18 protein-coding genes are annotated in these 13,679 nt (G+C 72.4%); 11 read left to right on the forward strand and 7 right to left on the reverse strand.

Going from position 1 to position 13,679, the window contains the following annotated elements:
- The first annotated feature begins 17 nt into the window (after positions 1-17).
- The 8 genes from lipB (at position 18) to ACBI99_RS05565 (ending at position 6,483) form a co-directional block, all read left to right on the forward strand.
- Positions 18-710 carry a lipoyl(octanoyl) transferase LipB gene (lipB, locus tag ACBI99_RS05530; protein ID WP_219516404.1) on the forward strand — a complete coding sequence of 231 codons (693 nt, stop codon included), beginning with the start codon at positions 18-20 and terminating at the stop codon, positions 708-710.
- Positions 711-746: 36 nt separating this feature from the next.
- Positions 747-1,724: a hypothetical protein gene (locus ACBI99_RS05535; protein ID WP_375071792.1), complete on the forward strand. Its 978-nt coding sequence runs from the start codon at positions 747-749 to the stop codon at positions 1,722-1,724.
- Between the two features lie 48 nt (positions 1,725-1,772).
- On the forward strand, positions 1,773-2,702 hold the full coding sequence (gene lipA / locus ACBI99_RS05540; protein WP_219516418.1) for a lipoyl synthase: 930 nt from the start codon (positions 1,773-1,775) through the stop codon (positions 2,700-2,702).
- Positions 2,703-2,747: 45 nt separating this feature from the next.
- Entirely contained in the window at positions 2,748-3,701 is a 954-nt protein-coding gene (locus tag ACBI99_RS05545) for a helix-turn-helix domain-containing protein (RefSeq protein ID WP_219516427.1), read from the forward strand.
- A gap of 98 nt (positions 3,702-3,799) precedes the next feature.
- On the forward strand, positions 3,800-4,183 hold the full coding sequence (locus tag ACBI99_RS05550; RefSeq protein WP_219516435.1) for a VOC family protein: 384 nt from the start codon (positions 3,800-3,802) through the stop codon (positions 4,181-4,183).
- On the forward strand, positions 4,180-4,980 hold the full coding sequence (locus ACBI99_RS05555; protein ID WP_308126142.1) for an alpha/beta hydrolase: 801 nt from the start codon (positions 4,180-4,182) through the stop codon (positions 4,978-4,980). Before ACBI99_RS05550 ends, ACBI99_RS05555 begins: the two co-directional genes overlap by 4 nt.
- Before the next feature lie 49 nt (positions 4,981-5,029).
- On the forward strand, positions 5,030-5,710 hold the full coding sequence (locus tag ACBI99_RS05560; RefSeq protein WP_219516439.1) for a DUF4191 domain-containing protein: 681 nt from the start codon (positions 5,030-5,032) through the stop codon (positions 5,708-5,710).
- The gene (locus tag ACBI99_RS05565) at positions 5,710-6,483 is read left to right on the forward strand and encodes a class I SAM-dependent methyltransferase (RefSeq protein ID WP_375071793.1); all 774 of its coding nucleotides are present in this window, start codon (positions 5,710-5,712) and stop codon (positions 6,481-6,483) included. Before ACBI99_RS05560 ends, ACBI99_RS05565 begins: the two co-directional genes overlap by 1 nt.
- On the opposite strand, the gene ACBI99_RS05570 is transcribed toward ACBI99_RS05565, so the two are convergent.
- The 3 genes from ACBI99_RS05570 to ACBI99_RS05580 are packed head-to-tail and all read right to left on the reverse strand — an operon-like array spanning position 6,464 to position 8,521.
- Entirely contained in the window at positions 6,464-7,408 is a 945-nt protein-coding gene (locus tag ACBI99_RS05570; protein WP_357586446.1) for a hypothetical protein, read from the reverse strand. The two genes, ACBI99_RS05565 and ACBI99_RS05570, sit on opposite strands and share 20 nt — an antisense overlap.
- Positions 7,405-8,001, reverse strand: coding sequence for a TetR/AcrR family transcriptional regulator (locus ACBI99_RS05575; protein ID WP_246646616.1), 597 nt, complete (start codon positions 7,999-8,001; stop codon positions 7,405-7,407). Before ACBI99_RS05575 ends, ACBI99_RS05570 begins: the two co-directional genes overlap by 4 nt.
- A 58-nt stretch (positions 8,002-8,059) precedes the next feature.
- Positions 8,060-8,521, reverse strand: coding sequence for an RDD family protein (locus ACBI99_RS05580; protein ID WP_219516452.1), 462 nt, complete (start codon positions 8,519-8,521; stop codon positions 8,060-8,062).
- Here ACBI99_RS05580 and ACBI99_RS05585 point away from each other — a divergent pair.
- The 3 genes from ACBI99_RS05585 (at position 8,520) to ACBI99_RS05595 (ending at position 10,908) form a co-directional block, all read left to right on the forward strand.
- Positions 8,520-8,900: a hypothetical protein gene (locus ACBI99_RS05585; RefSeq protein WP_219516462.1), complete on the forward strand. Its 381-nt coding sequence runs from the start codon at positions 8,520-8,522 to the stop codon at positions 8,898-8,900. The genes ACBI99_RS05580 and ACBI99_RS05585 overlap by 2 nt on opposite strands.
- Before the next feature lie 84 nt (positions 8,901-8,984).
- Positions 8,985-10,409, forward strand: a complete 1,425-nt coding sequence (gene glnA, locus ACBI99_RS05590; protein WP_219516471.1) for a type I glutamate--ammonia ligase — start codon at positions 8,985-8,987, stop codon at positions 10,407-10,409.
- A 190-nt stretch (positions 10,410-10,599) separates the two neighbouring features.
- Positions 10,600-10,908: a hypothetical protein gene (locus ACBI99_RS05595; protein ID WP_375071794.1), complete on the forward strand. Its 309-nt coding sequence runs from the start codon at positions 10,600-10,602 to the stop codon at positions 10,906-10,908.
- Positions 10,909-11,080: 172 nt separating this feature from the next.
- Here ACBI99_RS05595 and ACBI99_RS05600 read toward each other — a convergent pair whose 3' ends face one another.
- From ACBI99_RS05600 to ACBI99_RS05615, 4 genes are all read right to left on the reverse strand, one after another.
- On the reverse strand, positions 11,081-11,434 hold the full coding sequence (locus tag ACBI99_RS05600) for a hypothetical protein (RefSeq protein WP_219516475.1): 354 nt from the start codon (positions 11,432-11,434) through the stop codon (positions 11,081-11,083).
- 123 nt (positions 11,435-11,557) lie between these two features.
- Positions 11,558-11,761, reverse strand: a complete 204-nt coding sequence (locus ACBI99_RS05605; RefSeq protein WP_219516477.1) for a hypothetical protein — start codon at positions 11,759-11,761, stop codon at positions 11,558-11,560.
- Between the two features lie 104 nt (positions 11,762-11,865).
- Positions 11,866-12,303, reverse strand: a complete 438-nt coding sequence (locus ACBI99_RS05610) for a calmodulin-binding protein (RefSeq protein WP_219516479.1) — start codon at positions 12,301-12,303, stop codon at positions 11,866-11,868.
- Between the two features lie 72 nt (positions 12,304-12,375).
- Positions 12,376-13,668: an MFS transporter gene (locus ACBI99_RS05615; protein WP_375071795.1), complete on the reverse strand. Its 1,293-nt coding sequence runs from the start codon at positions 13,666-13,668 to the stop codon at positions 12,376-12,378.
- Positions 13,669-13,679 lie beyond the last annotated feature (11 nt).

The raw sequence follows: 13,679 nt of genomic DNA on the forward strand, positions 1-13,679 counted from the left end.
AACGGCACAATGGACACATGCGCCCCACCCATGGGGTCGATCCCCACGCACTCGCCGTCGTCCGCCTGGGCGTCGACGTCCCGTACGAGCAGGCCTGGTCGCTCCAGCGCTGGGTGCACGGCAAGCGGGCCGCCGGTGAGCTCACCGACACGCTGCTGATGCTGGAGCACGCGCCCGTCTACACGGCGGGCAAGCGGGCCAGGCCGGACGAGCGGCCGTCCGACGGCACTCCGGTGGTCGACGTCGACCGCGGCGGGCGGGTCACCTGGCACGGGCCGGGACAGCTGGTCGGCTATCCGATCGTGGCCGTCTCCGACGTGACCGACTACGTCTGCCGGCTCGAGGAGACGATGATCCAGATCTGCGCCGACTTCGGGGTGACCGCCCGGCGGGTGCGCGGGCGGGCCGGGGTGTGGGCGGTGGGCGACGCCGGTCTGGGGCTGCCCGACCGGCAGCTCGGCGCGGTGGGCATCCGGGTGTCGCGCGGTGTCGCGATGCATGGTTTCGCGCTCAACTGCGCCAATGATCCGCGGTGGTTCAACCGGATCGTCCCGTGCGGGCTGCCCGACGTGGGCGTCTCCACGCTCTCCGCGGAGACGGGACGGCGGATCGTGGTGGAGGAGGTCATGCCGATCGCCGAGAAGCGTCTGGCCGAGGCGCTCGGGCGGGAGCCGTTCGACCTGCACGAAGAGGATCTTCTCCGCAGATAGTGGCCGATGGGCGACATGCCGCTCTACTATCGCGATGTGAAACGGGTCACAGCGTTCCTCCTCGCCCTGCTCGTGCACGCGCTCACCGTCGCCTTCGTGGTGCTCGGCGGCTGGACGATCGCGGTCAACGCGGAGTTCGCCGTCGCCTGGGTGCTGGGCGGCCTGCTGATCGGCATCGGCTGGATGCTGCGCCCGCGCCTGGGGCGGCTGCCCGGCGACGCCGAGGTGCTCGACCGCGAGTCGGCCGGTGAGCTGTACGGCACGGCCGAGCGCGTGGCGGACCGGATGGGCGTCAGGCGTCCGGCGAGGATCGCGGTCAGGGACATCGCCCCGGCCGCCTCGTACGAGAAGCTGGGGCTTTTCCGGACGCCCGTGCTGGTCGTCGGGCTGCCGTTGTGGATGGCGCTGCCGGCCAGGCAGCGGGTGACGCTGCTGGCGACGGCGTACGCCGGGTCGGCGGACGGCGACGGCGTGGTGATCGGCGGCGCGCTGTCGACGCTGGCCGAGTGGCGCGGGGCGCTGCTGGGCGCCGCGCCGCTGCAGGCGCGCGAGGACGCCGAGGTCAAGATCACCGTCACGCTGGGCGCGCTCGACGCGCCCACCACCGGCTACCAGGCGGCGGGGCTGCTGGGCCGGCTGATCGGCCGGGTGTTCGGCGCGCCGGTGCTGCTGCTGGAGTACGGCCTGACGCGGCTGGCGCGGTCGGGCGACGGGCAGGCGGCCGAGCGCAGGCGGGCGCTGGCGCTGCGGGTGGCGACGGCCGAGGAGCTGGCCGAGCTGGAGGACCTGGTCGCCGGGCACCGCTACCTGGCGCCGATGCAGGCCGCGGTGCTGCGCGGCGAGAACGTGACGGCGATCCGGCAGGGCGCGCTGGCCCGCTTCGGCGCGCGGGCGAGCGAGGTGCCCGGCTCGTCCAACGCCGTCCTGCTGGGCGAGGCGGAGTCCGATCGGATCGACGCCGAGCTGCTGCGCCACTACACGCGGGCGATCCGCAGCTTCGGCCTCATCACCTGAGAGCGACCCTCGATCCGGCTCGGGCGGCCGGAGACGTAAGCTGTGAGGGTGACCGTTGCTCCTGAAGGCCGAAAGCTCCTCCGCCTGGAGGTGCGCAACGCCGAAACCCCTATCGAGCGCAAGCCCCCGTGGATCAAGACCAAGCTGAAGACGGGCCCCGAATACACCGAGCTCAAATCGCTCGTGCGCCGGGAGGGCCTGCACACGGTCTGTGAAGAGGCGGGCTGTCCCAACATCTACGAGTGCTGGGAGGACCGCGAGGCGACCTTCCTCATCGGCGGCGACCAGTGCACGCGCCGCTGCGACTTCTGCCTCATCGACACCGGCAAGCCCACGGAGTACGACCGTGACGAGCCGCGCCGGGTGGCCGAGTCGGTCCAGCAGATGGGCCTGCGCTACGCGACCGTGACGGGCGTGGCCCGCGACGACCTGCCGGACGGCGGCGCCTGGCTCTACGCCGAGACGGCCCGCCAGATCCACGCGCTGCTGCCGGGCTGCGGCGTCGAGCTGCTGGTGCCCGACTTCAACGGCAACCGCGAGCAGCTGGAGGAGGTCTTCTCCAGCAAGCCCGAGGTGTTCGCGCACAACGTCGAGACCGTGCCGCGCATCTTCAAGCGGATCCGTCCCGGGTTCCGTTACGAGCGTTCGCTGGAGGTGCTCACGATGGCCCGCGAGGCCGGGCTGGTCACCAAGTCCAACCTGATCCTCGGCATGGGCGAGACCCGTGAGGAGATCGTCGAGGCGATGCGCGGCCTGCACGAGGCCGGCACCGACCTGATCACGATCACCCAGTACCTGCGCCCGACCCCGCGCCACCACCCGGTGGACCGCTGGGTCAAGCCGGAGGAGTTCGTCGAGCTGCAGGCCGAGGCCGAGGCGATCGGCTTCGCGGGCGTGCTGTCCGGGCCGCTGGTCCGCTCCTCCTACCGCGCCGGCAAGCTCTACCAGCAGGCGATCGCGGCCCGCCAGACGGCCTGATCGAATCGCTACCATGGGGTGAGCATCCTGAGGGAGGCTCCCCCCATGGCCGTGTTGATCCGCGCCGCCGACGTGCCGGCGGCCGAGCGCCGCGAGGCGTGGCTGAGCGTCGTGTGCGACGCGCTCGGGCCGCTCGACGTGCGTGTCGACGCCGACGCGCCGCTGCGCGGGCAGATCGAGGCGGGGCAGCTCGGGCCGGTGGGCGTCGGCAAGGTGCAGACCTCGACGCCGCACAGCGTGCACCGCACGCCCGGCCTGATCCGCCGCGACAGCCCCGAGCTCTACCGGCTGGTGCTGCCCGTGTCGGGCACCCCGCTGCTGGGCCAGGACGGCAGGCAGGCGCGGCTGCGCCCGGGCGAGTTCGCCCTCTACGACTTCACCCGGCCCTACGAGCTGGTCTACGACTCCGCGGTGCGGCTGGCGGTGTTCAGCTTCCCGCGTGAGCTGCTGCGGTTACCGCCCGGCGCGGCGTCGGTCACGGCGGTGCCGATCGCCTCGGGCGAGGGCGCCGGGGCGCTGGCCGCGCCGCTGCTGCGCCGGGTGGCGCTCGACCTCGACTCCTACCGGCCCGCCAGCGCGGCCCGGCTGGCCGGCGTGGTGATGGACCTGGTCACCACGGCCGTGGCCGAGCGGGTCGAGGAGCTGGGCGCGGTGCCGCACGAGACACGGCAGGAGGCGCTGCTGGCCCGGGTGCACGCCTTCATCGAGAAGCACCTGGGTGACGCCGGGCTCGATCCGGCGGGCGTGGCGGCGGCGCACCACATCTCGCCGCGCTACCTGCACCGGCTGTTCGAGGCGCGGGAGACCACGGTGGCGGCGTGGATCCGGCACCGGCGGCTCGAACGCTGCCGCGCCGACCTGGCCGACCCGGCGCTGCGCGACACCCCGGTGAGCGTGCTCGCGGCGCGCTGGGGGCTGCCCGACCCGGCGCACTTCAGCCGCCTGTTCCGCAGCGCCTACGGAGTGCCGCCGGCCGCCTACCGGCGCGCCTGCGGGTAGTGCGCTGATCGTCAAGTCCCCGGCGCGCACGTGCAAGACCGGGGCCGGTCCCGGCGAGCATGCTTGAGGCACGAACTCACCGGAAGGGCTGGAAGAAGATGCAGCTGTTCGTGAACCTCCCCGTCAAGGACCTCGCCCGGTCGAAGGCGTTCTTCACCGAGCTCGGCTTCACGCTGTTCGGCGCCGCCGACGACATGGCCTCCGTCGTCGTCAACGACGAGACGCAGGTGATGCTGCTGGCCGAGCCCACGTTCGCGTCCTACGCGCACCGCGAGGTCGGCGACGCCACCAAGGCCACCGAGGCGATCCTGGTGCTCGGCGTGGAGAACGAGGCGCGGGTGGACGAGCTGGCCGCCAAGGCCGTCGAGGCCGGCGGCACCGCGCTGGGCGGGGCCCGGCGTGACGCCTTCCGCTACCAGCGCGCCTTCGCCGACCTCGACGGCCACCACTGGGAGGTCCTGTGCCTCGTCCAGCCTTCGTGACCGGGACCTTCATCGTCACCTCGGCCGACGGCACCGCGATCGCCGTCGACCGGCACGGCTCCGGTCCGGCGCTCGTGCTGGTGCACGGGGCGTTCACCGGCCGCGGTCATCCGCTCATGGCCGCGGTGGCCTCGGGGCTGGCGCCGTGGTTCACGGTGTTCGACTACGACCGCCGGGGGCGCGGGGCCAGCGGCGACACGCCTCCCTACTCGGCCGAGCGTGAGATCGACGACCTGGCCGCCGTCGTGGCGGCGGCCGGCGGGCGGGCCATGGTGTTCGGCGGCTCCTCCGGCGCCGCCCTCGCCCTGGAGGCCGCCGTACGGATGCCGCAGATCTCCAAGCTGGCCCTGTGGGAGCCGCCCTACCACGTCGGCGCGGACGCGCCCGGGCTGCCCGCGGACTTCGCCGCCCGGCTCGCCGATCTGGTGGGGCGGGGCAGCCGGGGTGAGGCGGTGGAGCTGTTCATGACGGCCGCCGCCGAGACGCCCGCGGAGACGGTCGCCGCGATGCGGGCCGGCCCGCACTGGGCGGAGCTGGAGGCGCTGGCCCACACGCTGGCCTACGAGGCGGCCGTGATGGGGCCGGGCAACGCGCTTCCTGCGGCCCGCCTCGCCGGGCTCGACCGGCCCGCGCTCGTGCTCAACGGCGAGCTCAGCCCCTCCTGGATGGGTGCGGCGGGCCGTGCCGTGGCCGCGTGCGTGCCCGGCGCGGCGCACCGGGTCCTGGAGGGCCAGACGCACAACGTGGCGGCCGGGGCGCTGCTGCCCGAGCTGCTGGAGTTCTTCGTGGCGGCGTGACCCCTGCCGGGTTCCCGTACTTGTCCGGTTCGTTTGTATCCTTCCTTGCATGGCGAAGTCCGAGGACCCAGATAAGCCGGGGCGCATCAAGCAGCTCCGCATGATCGCGCAGATCATCAAGCAGGCCAATCCCAAGGGGATGCCGATCGTCTTCCTCTCGGCGGTGGGCACGCTGGCTGTGGTCGTCGTGATCGGCCTGGTCACGGACTACCTGTGGTATTCCGTGTTCCTGGGCATCCTGGCCGCCTTCACGGTCGGCCTGGTGGTGTTCGGGCAGCTCGCGCAGCGGGCCCAGTATTCGATCCTGCACGGCCAGACCGGCGCGGCCGCCGCAGTGCTGCAGGGCATGCGCGGCAACTGGCAGGTCACCCCCGCCATCGCGGTCAACCGTGACCAGGACCTGATCCACATGGTGGTCGGCTTTCCGGGCGTCGTGCTGGTGTCGGAGGGTCCCGGCAACCGGGTGGCCAAGATGCTGGCGGCGGAGAAGAAGCGGGTCGCCCGGGTGGTGCTGGGCGTCGAGATCTACGACGTGCAGTGCGGTGACGGCGAGGGCCAGGTGCCGCTCGGCAAGCTGCAGCGCCACCTGATGAAGCTGCCGCGCAACCTGAAGAAGCCGGCCGTCAACGAGGTCAAGGACCGGCTGCGGTCGCTGCCGAAGAACATGCCGATGCCCAAGGGCCCGATGCCCAAGGGCGCCCGCATGCCGCGCGGCCCCAAGATGCGCTAGTGATCTCACCCTCGTCGCGGGCCAACCGGGGCTGGTGGGACGGCAACGCCGACGACTACCAGCTGGAGCACGGCGACTTCCTGCGCGACGACGGCTTCGTCTGGTGCCCCGAGGGCGTCGACGAGGCCGACGCGCGGCTGCTCGGCGACGTGCGCGGGCGGCGGGTGCTGGAGATCGGCTGCGGGGCGGCGCAGTGCGCCCGCTGGCTGCTGGGCCAGGGGGCGCGGGTGGCGGCGTTCGACCTGTCGCATCGCCAGTTGCGCCACGCCCAGCGCATCGACCTCGACGGCGCTCCCGGCGGCCGGGCGGTGCCGCTGGTGCAGGCCGACGCCGAGGCGCTGCCGTTCGCCGCGGAGAGCTTCGACCTGGCGTGCTCGGCGTTCGGGGCGCTGCCGTTCGTCGCCGACCCGCTGGGGGTGCTGCGCGAGGTGCGCCGGGTGCTGGTGCCGGACGGGCGGTTCGTGTTCTCGGTCAGCCATCCGATCCGGTGGGCGTTCCCGGACGATCCGGGCCCGCGCGGGCTGACGTCCGACCGCTCCTACTTCGACCGTTCGCCCTACACCGAGCACGACGAGGACGGCAATCTCAGCTACGTCGAGCACCACCGGACCTTGGGCGACTGGGTGGGTCTCGTCGTCGCCTCGGGGCTGGCCCTCACGGGCCTGCTGGAGCCGGAGTGGCCGGAGGGCCACGAGCGGGTGTGGGGCGGCTGGAGCCCGCTGCGGGGCCGCCACCTGCCGGGCACCGCGATCTTCAGCTGCGCGCGTACCTAGCGGCCATGGCGTGGAAGACCTGGCGGGGCCGCCAGCGGGTCTCGTCGAGCATGCTGACGACGCCGTAGGAGCCGAGGTCGGCGGCGCCGCCGATCCGCGTGTAGCCGGCGAACGTGAACCACATCGCGGCCTCGACGCCCTCCTGTTCGAACACGTCGAGCAGCTCCTCCAGGTAGCGGACCTGCTCGCCCTCGTCGGGCACGGCGTCGCCGGGGACCGCCCAGGCCGAGCCGCCCCGCTCGGCGGCGCCCCGGTAGGGGCAGGTGCCGAACTCGGTGACGACGACCGGTTTGCCGTGCCCGAAGTGGGCGCGCATCTCGTCGCGGAAGGCGTCCGCGTTGTAGGCGGCACGGTAGGCGTCGACGCCGACCAGGTCGAACGGCGTCCAGTCGACGAACTCCCACGGCCCGGCGGCGTAGGTGAGCCGCCCGCCGAACAGCGGCCTGACCGTCTCGGCGGCCTCGGCGAGGAACGCGTCGAGCCGCGCGACGACGGGCGGGACCGTGGTCGCCCACCATGCGGCGTCGGCCTCGCCCATGGCGGCCATGCGGGCGCCGTAGGTGGCGCCGGGCAGGTAGCCGTGGCCGAAGGCGCTGGTCTCGCAGCCCGTCACCAGGACCACCTCGGCGCCGGTGCGGCGCAGCGCCTCGGCCCGGCGGGCCGACTCGGCGTACAGCTCCAGCGTCTCGCCCGGGTGCAGGTCGACGGGGAAGGGCGCGTAGTAGACCGCCAGCCCGGCCGCGGCGGCCTCCTCGGCGGCGACGGTGAGCCGGGCGGGGTCGGCGCCGGAGACGCGGACCACTGTGCAGTGCAGTTCCTCGGCGATCACGCGCATCTCGCGGCGGGCGGTGTCGCGGTCGAAGCGGAGGCGGCTGCGGCCGGGCTCGGGCAGGAACCCGGTGTCGTAGTTGATGCCCTTCTTCACTGCTTGATCCCGTTCTCGAGGAGGTCGAAGGCGAGCTCGACGTCGGCGGCCAGCAGCCGCCGCGCCTCCTCCAGCGGCGTCCCGGCGGCCAGGCGCTGGAAGAACGACTCCTGGAGGGTGGTGAGCGCGGCGGTGATCTGCCCGGCCAGCAGCGGCGCGAGCGCCTCCCCCACGTCGGCGGCCAGCGCGGCGGCCAGCTCGTAACGGCGGCCCAGGTGAGCCTGGTAGACGCCGGCCATGAGCGCGGGGGTCGCGGCGATCACCCGCACCTGGGTGAGCAGGTGGCCGACGTCGATCTCGTCCACCGCGCCGGCCGCCGCCCGCCGGTAGTGCTCGCGCAGCGCGGCCAGCGGCGGCTGCCCCTCCGGCCGCCCGGCGACGACGGCCGCCGTGTCGTCGGCCACGCCGTCGAGGACCAGGCAGTCCTTGGACGGGAAGTAGTTGAACAGCGTCACCTTGGCGACGCCGGCCGCCTCGGCGATCTCGTTGACCGTCACCGCGTCGTAGCCGCGCTCGTCGAACAGCCGCAGCGCCACCTCGGCGAGGTGCCGCCGGGTGCGTTCCTTCTTGAGCTCCCTGAGCCCTGCCATCATCACGAGGGCAGCGTAAACCGTACCGGGTACAAATTCAAACCCGGTACAGTTTTCGTCGTCACATGCGGACGACCATCGTGTTGGACGCCCGGTCGTGCAGGCCGCGATGGTCGCGGTCGAAGATCAACGCCGGGATCGCCAGCGCGAGCAGCGCCGTGCGCGCCAGCACCGGCACCCAGCGCGGGTCGCCGCCGTCCATCGCCGCCACGCGGATGCCCGCCAGCCGGTGGCCGAACGTCTGGCCCATGGCGCCCACCAGCACCAGATATTGCGCGGCGAACACCACGGCGGGCAGCCACGGCGCCTGGGCCGGGTCGGTGCGCAGCAGCAACTGCGTGATCACCCAGGTGCAGATCATCCAATCGATCACCAGGGCGGCGATCCTGCGGCCCCACCCGGCGATCGCGCCGCTGCCCTCCTCCGGCAGCCCCAGCCGCTCCCCCGGGTAGCCGAGGTCGACTCCGGCGGCGCGCACGCCGCCCAGCCAGGTCTGCGTCCAGCGCGGCTCGTTCCTGCTCATGACTCAAAGGTATCCGGCGGGGCGGGCGCCCTGGATCGTGACCTGCCCGCGCTTCACCGCGCCGCCGTTCACGGCCATCATGTACGCCATGCCGTACGGGGACGACCTAGACGCGCGTTTCAACGAGCTGGTCGCGCAGATCGGCGCGGACGAGCGGCGCCGGATGAGGGCGGCGGCGAGCAAGGCGGCCGGGGAGCCGCACCCGGGCCGCCGCCTGTGGCTGGCCGCCGCGGCCGTGCTCGCGGTGATCGCCGCCGCCGGCCTGGTCGTGGCCTTCCGGCCCGACCTGCTCACCTCCGCTCCCCCGCCCCCGCCGCGCGGCAGCGCCCCCGCGTTCACCGTCCCGCCGTCCGTGAACGGGGCCTCCGACCCCGCGTAACACATGCGAAACAATCGAGACACCGTACGGAAACGGCCTCGTCCTACGGTCGGGCTCATAGCCCGTCCCCAGGGAGGTTCGAGAGTGTTCAACTCCGCCGACGACGTCCTGAAGTTCATCAGGGACGAAGGGGTGCAGTTCGTCGATGTCAGGTTCACCGACCTGCCGGGGACGACGCACCACTTCACCTTCCCGGTCGAGAACTTCGGCGCCAGCGTGTTCACCGACGGCCTGATGTTCGACGGCTCGTCGATCCGGGGCTTCCAGGCCATCCACGAGTCCGACATGCTGCTCCTGCCGGACCCGTCCAGCGCCGTGGTCGACCCGTTCCGCCAGCACAAGACGCTCAACATCAACTTCTTCGTGCACGACCCGCTGACCGGCGAGGCCTACAGCCGCGACCCGCGCAACGTCGCCCGCAAGGCGGAGGAATACCTCAAGGGCACCGGCATCGCCGACACCGTCTACTTCGGGCCGGAGGCGGAGTTCTACATCTTCGACGACGTCCGCTTCGAGACGAAGGCCAACGCCGGCTACTACTACATCGACTCCATCGAAGGCGCCTGGAACACCGGCAAGGCCACCGAGGGCGGCAACCTCGGCTACAAGCCGCGCTACAAGGGCGGCTACTTCCCCGTGCCCCCGATGGACCACTTCACCGACCTGCGCTCGGAGATGGTCCGCAACCTCATCGAATGCGGCATCGACGTCGAGATGCAGCACCACGAGGTCGGCACGGCGGGCCAGGCGGAGATCGACTTCAAGTTCGGCACCCTGCTGCGGACCGCCGACAACCTGATGCTCTACAAGTACATCATCAAGAGCACCGCCCAGGAGTACGGCCACACCGTCACGTTCATGCCCAAGCCGATCTTCGGCGACAACGGGTCCGGCATGCACTGCCACCAGTCGCTGTGGAAGGACGGCTCGCCGCTGTTCTACGACGAGGTCGGCTACGCCGGGCTCTCCGACACCGCCCGCTACTACATCGGCGGCCTGCTCAAGCACGCGCCGTCGCTGCTGGCGTTCACCAACCCGACGGTCAACTCCTACCACCGCCTGGTCCCCGGCTACGAGGCGCCGGTCAACCTGGTCTACTCGCAGCGCAACCGGTCGGCCTGCGTCCGCATCCCGATCACCGGCTCCAACCCGAAGGCCAAGCGCATCGAGTTCCGGGTGCCCGACCCGTCGTGCAACCCGTACTTCGCGTTCGCCGCCATGCTGATGGCGGGCATCGACGGCATCCGCAACAAGATCGAGCCGCCGGAGCCGGTCGACAAGGACCTGTACGAGCTGCCGCCGGAGGAGGCCCGCCAGGTGCCCCAGGTGCCCGGCTCGCTGACCGACGTGCTCAACGCCCTCGAGGCCGACCACGACTACCTGCTCGAAGGCGGCGTCTTCACGCCCGACCTGATCGAGACGTGGGTGGCCTACAAGCGCGAGAACGAGGTCGACCCGATCCGCCTGCGCCCGCACCCGCACGAGTTCGAGCTCTACTACGATTGCTAGAACGCGCAACAGGACGACCCGGCATCGCGGCGCCGGGTCGTTCGCGTGTCCGCGCCCCGCATAGCACGAGGCGCCGCTCCTCAGGAGTGGGTTATAGGTGGCGCATGAGGCATGGAACTGTGCATAGACACCCAGAGTAATCAATTGAACACTCTTGGTGAGAGCACTCCCCATCGGGAAAGGACCCTCCATGCCGACTGCACGCATCGCCGCCGGGCAGACCAGCTCCGGCCAGGGCTGGAAAGCGTACGGCGCCAACGGCATCTTCATCGACGTCGACACCACCTCCGCCCGCTTCTCCGGCCGCCCCCACTACGTCACCTCCATCTCCGGCCCCGGCGGCAGCCAGTGGAACCTGGTCGGTCCCAGCGCCGTCTACTCCTCCACCGCCACCTCGTTCCGCGTCTACGTCCAGTGGAAGGACGGCAGCGCGATCACGCCGGCCACCGCCCAGCAGTACGGCTGGTACATCACCTGGATCGGCTACGACAACCCCTGACACCCGGACCCCCGAGAACGGCCCCCGCACCCCCTGCGGGGGCCGTCCCTTTGGACCCTGCCGAAGACGCGGCGCGCGGGCCGGCGCGGCGGCGACCAGGCCCGGGACTGACGCGCGGACGGCGGGTTCACCCCCGGGGCCCGGATGGCGCCTCAGGTCAGGGTCGCTGGGTTCACGACCAGGTGCACTGACCGCGCCTGGCCGAGTGGACGTCGAAGCCGAAGTCCTCGACGAGCTCCCACGGGGAGACTTCGCGGCGCTCGCCGTTGTAGTCCGGCTCCGCGTAGAAGCACCACGGCTCGTGGTCCTGGCTCACCGCCCGGACGACGGGCGGGACGATGGAGGGCTGGTCCGCCGTGAAGAATCTCAGCTCGCCCTCCGCGGTCTGGGCGCAGACCACCCCGATGATCTTCGGGCAGGGAATCGGCGCGGCGGCCTGGGCCGCGGCGGCGGGCAGGGCCAGACCGGCGGCGGCGGTCGCCGTGGCCAGCAGCAGCCCGGCGGCTTTGCGGAGGCGGGTCGTCATGGGGGGACTCCTTTGCTGTGTCGGCATGCCTGCGGAGGCAGACACCCCACTCAACAGCGGAGCGTAGCGGTCTGACAACAGAGAGTTACATGACTCTGGCGTTCCCGCTCACCGGGGCCCCGATCAGGCGACCTTCCGGAAGACGACGACGGCGCGGTAGCGGTTGTGGTGCTCTCCGTCGGGCTCGGCTTCGGCGCTGATGACGTCCAGTTCCGCCCCTGACCCGAAGAACTCGAGCGCCTGCGCCACGGCGCCCTCCCTTATCTCGTCCGGGGTCGCGCCGTTCACCGTGACGCGCAGGGTAAGCGGAAACGATCGCACACCCATACGATGACCTCCTCCACCCATAGGCGATCTTCTTTGAGCGTAACACCGCAAATAAGCACAAAGGGGTTCCGCCGTCGACGCGGCGGAACCCCCTGACGCCGCCGTTACGGCGCGGAGATCTCGTTCACCAGGCGGGAGCTCCACGGGCACCAGACGAGGCCGGGCAGGAACGCGCCGCCCGCCTCGTCCAGGTGGTTCTCGACGTACGGGATGCTGGCGTCGCACACCTCGATGGCCACGTCGAAGAAGTCGACGGTGTCGGGGCGGAAGTGGTAGCTCCAGCGGGGGTTGTAGGAGGCGGTGCGCTTGTCGATCCGGCCGTAGAGGTGCGGCCGCTCGTCGGTCGCGCCGCTCAGCAGGTCGCGGGCGTGCTGGATGTCGGCGGGGTCGGTGAGCTGGACGACGAACTGTTCACGGGTGATGTCGGTCATCGTGAAGTACGCCGGCGTGGCCTGGAGCGCGGTGGCCGGAGCCGCCGCGGTGAGGACGGCGAGCGCGGCGGCGGCGGACATGACGCCGATCTTGCGGGTGATGCTGGGCATGGGTGCCTCCCGGTAGTCGTTGTGTCACTTAACGTAGTTATACGAATGCGTAGAGTGACAGTCACCGGATGGTCAGTTCTGCCATGCCTGCCGGCGGGCCCGTACGTGGCCTGCCAGGGCGTAGCAGGCGGCGGTGGCGGCCGTCAGGAGGGCGGCGGCGAGCAGGGGGCGGGCCAGGCCGGCCAGGACCGCGACGCCGAGGGTGGCGCCGGCCTGGCGGGCGGCGTTGAGGACGCCGCCGGCGGTGCCCGCCGTGCCGGGCGGGGCGCCCGCGATCACGCCCGCGACCAGGGCGGGCAGGCACAGCGACAACCCCGTGCCGGTCACCAGGAGCCAGGGTACGAGCGCGTCCGTCAGCGCCAGGCCCGCCAGGCCCGCCGTGAGGAGCGCCAGCCCGGCCAGGATCGGCGGGCGGGCCCCGTAGCGGGCGACGATCCGGCCGGTGAGCAGCGGGTTGACGGTCATGGGCAGCGTCAGCGGCAGGAACGCCAGCCCGGCGGCCATCGGCGTCAGGTGGCGCACGTCCTGAAGGAACAGGGTAAGGACGAACAGGGCGCCCGCGAACGCGAAGTTCGCCGCCGCCCCGGCCACGAGCTCCGGCCACACCGCCCTGACCAGCCCCGGAGGCGCCGCACCGGCCGCCGACCCGGCATCCCGCCGCCCGGTCCGCGCCGATACGACGCCCCGCCGTACCAGCAGGGTCGCCGCCGGGAGGGCCGCGGCGGCGGCGAGGGCGGCTGCGGAGCGGGTGGTGGCGGCGTGGGCGAGGAGGGCGAGCGTCAGGCAGGCCGCCGCCTGGGCCGCCCAGGCGACCGGCCGCCGTCCCGCCGGGGACCGGACGCCGCGGAGGGCGAGCAGGCCGAGGGCGGCGAGCGGGGCGTTCACCAGGAACACCGCCCGCCATCCGGCCAGCTCCACGAGCAGGCCGCCGAGGAGCGGCCCGGCGGCGAGGGCGGTGCCGGCGGCGGCGGCCCACACGCCGGTGGCACGCGCCCGCGCGGCCGGCGCCGGGTACAGCTCGGCGAGCAGGCCGAGCGAGCCGCCCACGCAGAGCGCGCCCGCCACGCCGAGCAACGCCCGCGCGCCGACGAGCACGCCGAGCGCGGGCGCGGCGGCGCATGCCAGGGAGAGCAGCCCGAACGCGGCCACGCCCGTCCTGAACACCCGGGCGGCCCCGTAGCGGTCGGCGACGGCCCCGCCGGTGAGGAGGGTGGCCGCGAAGGCGACGGTGTAGGCGTTGACGGCCCACTGCTGCCCGGCGACCGATCCGCCGAGGGAGGCGCGCAGGTCGGGCAGGGCGATGGTGAGCACGGTGGTGTCCAGCAGGACGAGGAAGTAGGCGAGGCAGACCCCGAGGAGCTTCATGCGGGCCAGCC

The sequence above is a fragment of the Nonomuraea sp. ATR24 genome (genome assembly GCF_041950485.1).
In the GTDB taxonomy this organism is placed as follows: Bacteria; Actinomycetota; Actinomycetes; order Streptosporangiales; family Streptosporangiaceae; genus Nonomuraea; species Nonomuraea ceibae.

Coding starts and splice junctions, on each gene's coding strand:
- ACBI99_RS05550 (WP_219516435.1), top strand. CDS start 3,800: ATGCAGCTGTTCGTGAACCTCCCCGTCAAGGACCTCGCCCGGTCGAAG.
- ACBI99_RS05610 (WP_219516479.1), bottom strand. CDS start 12,303: ATGCCCAGCATCACCCGCAAGATCGGCGTCATGTCCGCCGCCGCCGCG.
- ACBI99_RS05585 (WP_219516462.1), top strand. CDS start 8,520: ATGACTCAAAGGTATCCGGCGGGGCGGGCGCCCTGGATCGTGACCTGC.
- ACBI99_RS05600 (WP_219516475.1), bottom strand. CDS start 11,434: ATGACGACCCGCCTCCGCAAAGCCGCCGGGCTGCTGCTGGCCACGGCG.
- ACBI99_RS05545 (WP_219516427.1), top strand. CDS start 2,748: ATGGCCGTGTTGATCCGCGCCGCCGACGTGCCGGCGGCCGAGCGCCGC.
- ACBI99_RS05615 (WP_375071795.1), bottom strand. CDS start 13,668: ATGAAGCTCCTCGGGGTCTGCCTCGCCTACTTCCTCGTCCTGCTGGAC.
- lipB (WP_219516404.1), top strand. CDS start 18: ATGCGCCCCACCCATGGGGTCGATCCCCACGCACTCGCCGTCGTCCGC.
- ACBI99_RS05605 (WP_219516477.1), bottom strand. CDS start 11,761: ATGGGTGTGCGATCGTTTCCGCTTACCCTGCGCGTCACGGTGAACGGC.
- ACBI99_RS05560 (WP_219516439.1), top strand. CDS start 5,030: ATGGCGAAGTCCGAGGACCCAGATAAGCCGGGGCGCATCAAGCAGCTC.
- ACBI99_RS05595 (WP_375071794.1), top strand. CDS start 10,600: ATGCCGACTGCACGCATCGCCGCCGGGCAGACCAGCTCCGGCCAGGGC.
- ACBI99_RS05580 (WP_219516452.1), bottom strand. CDS start 8,521: ATGAGCAGGAACGAGCCGCGCTGGACGCAGACCTGGCTGGGCGGCGTG.
- ACBI99_RS05575 (WP_246646616.1), bottom strand. CDS start 8,001: ATGATGGCAGGGCTCAGGGAGCTCAAGAAGGAACGCACCCGGCGGCAC.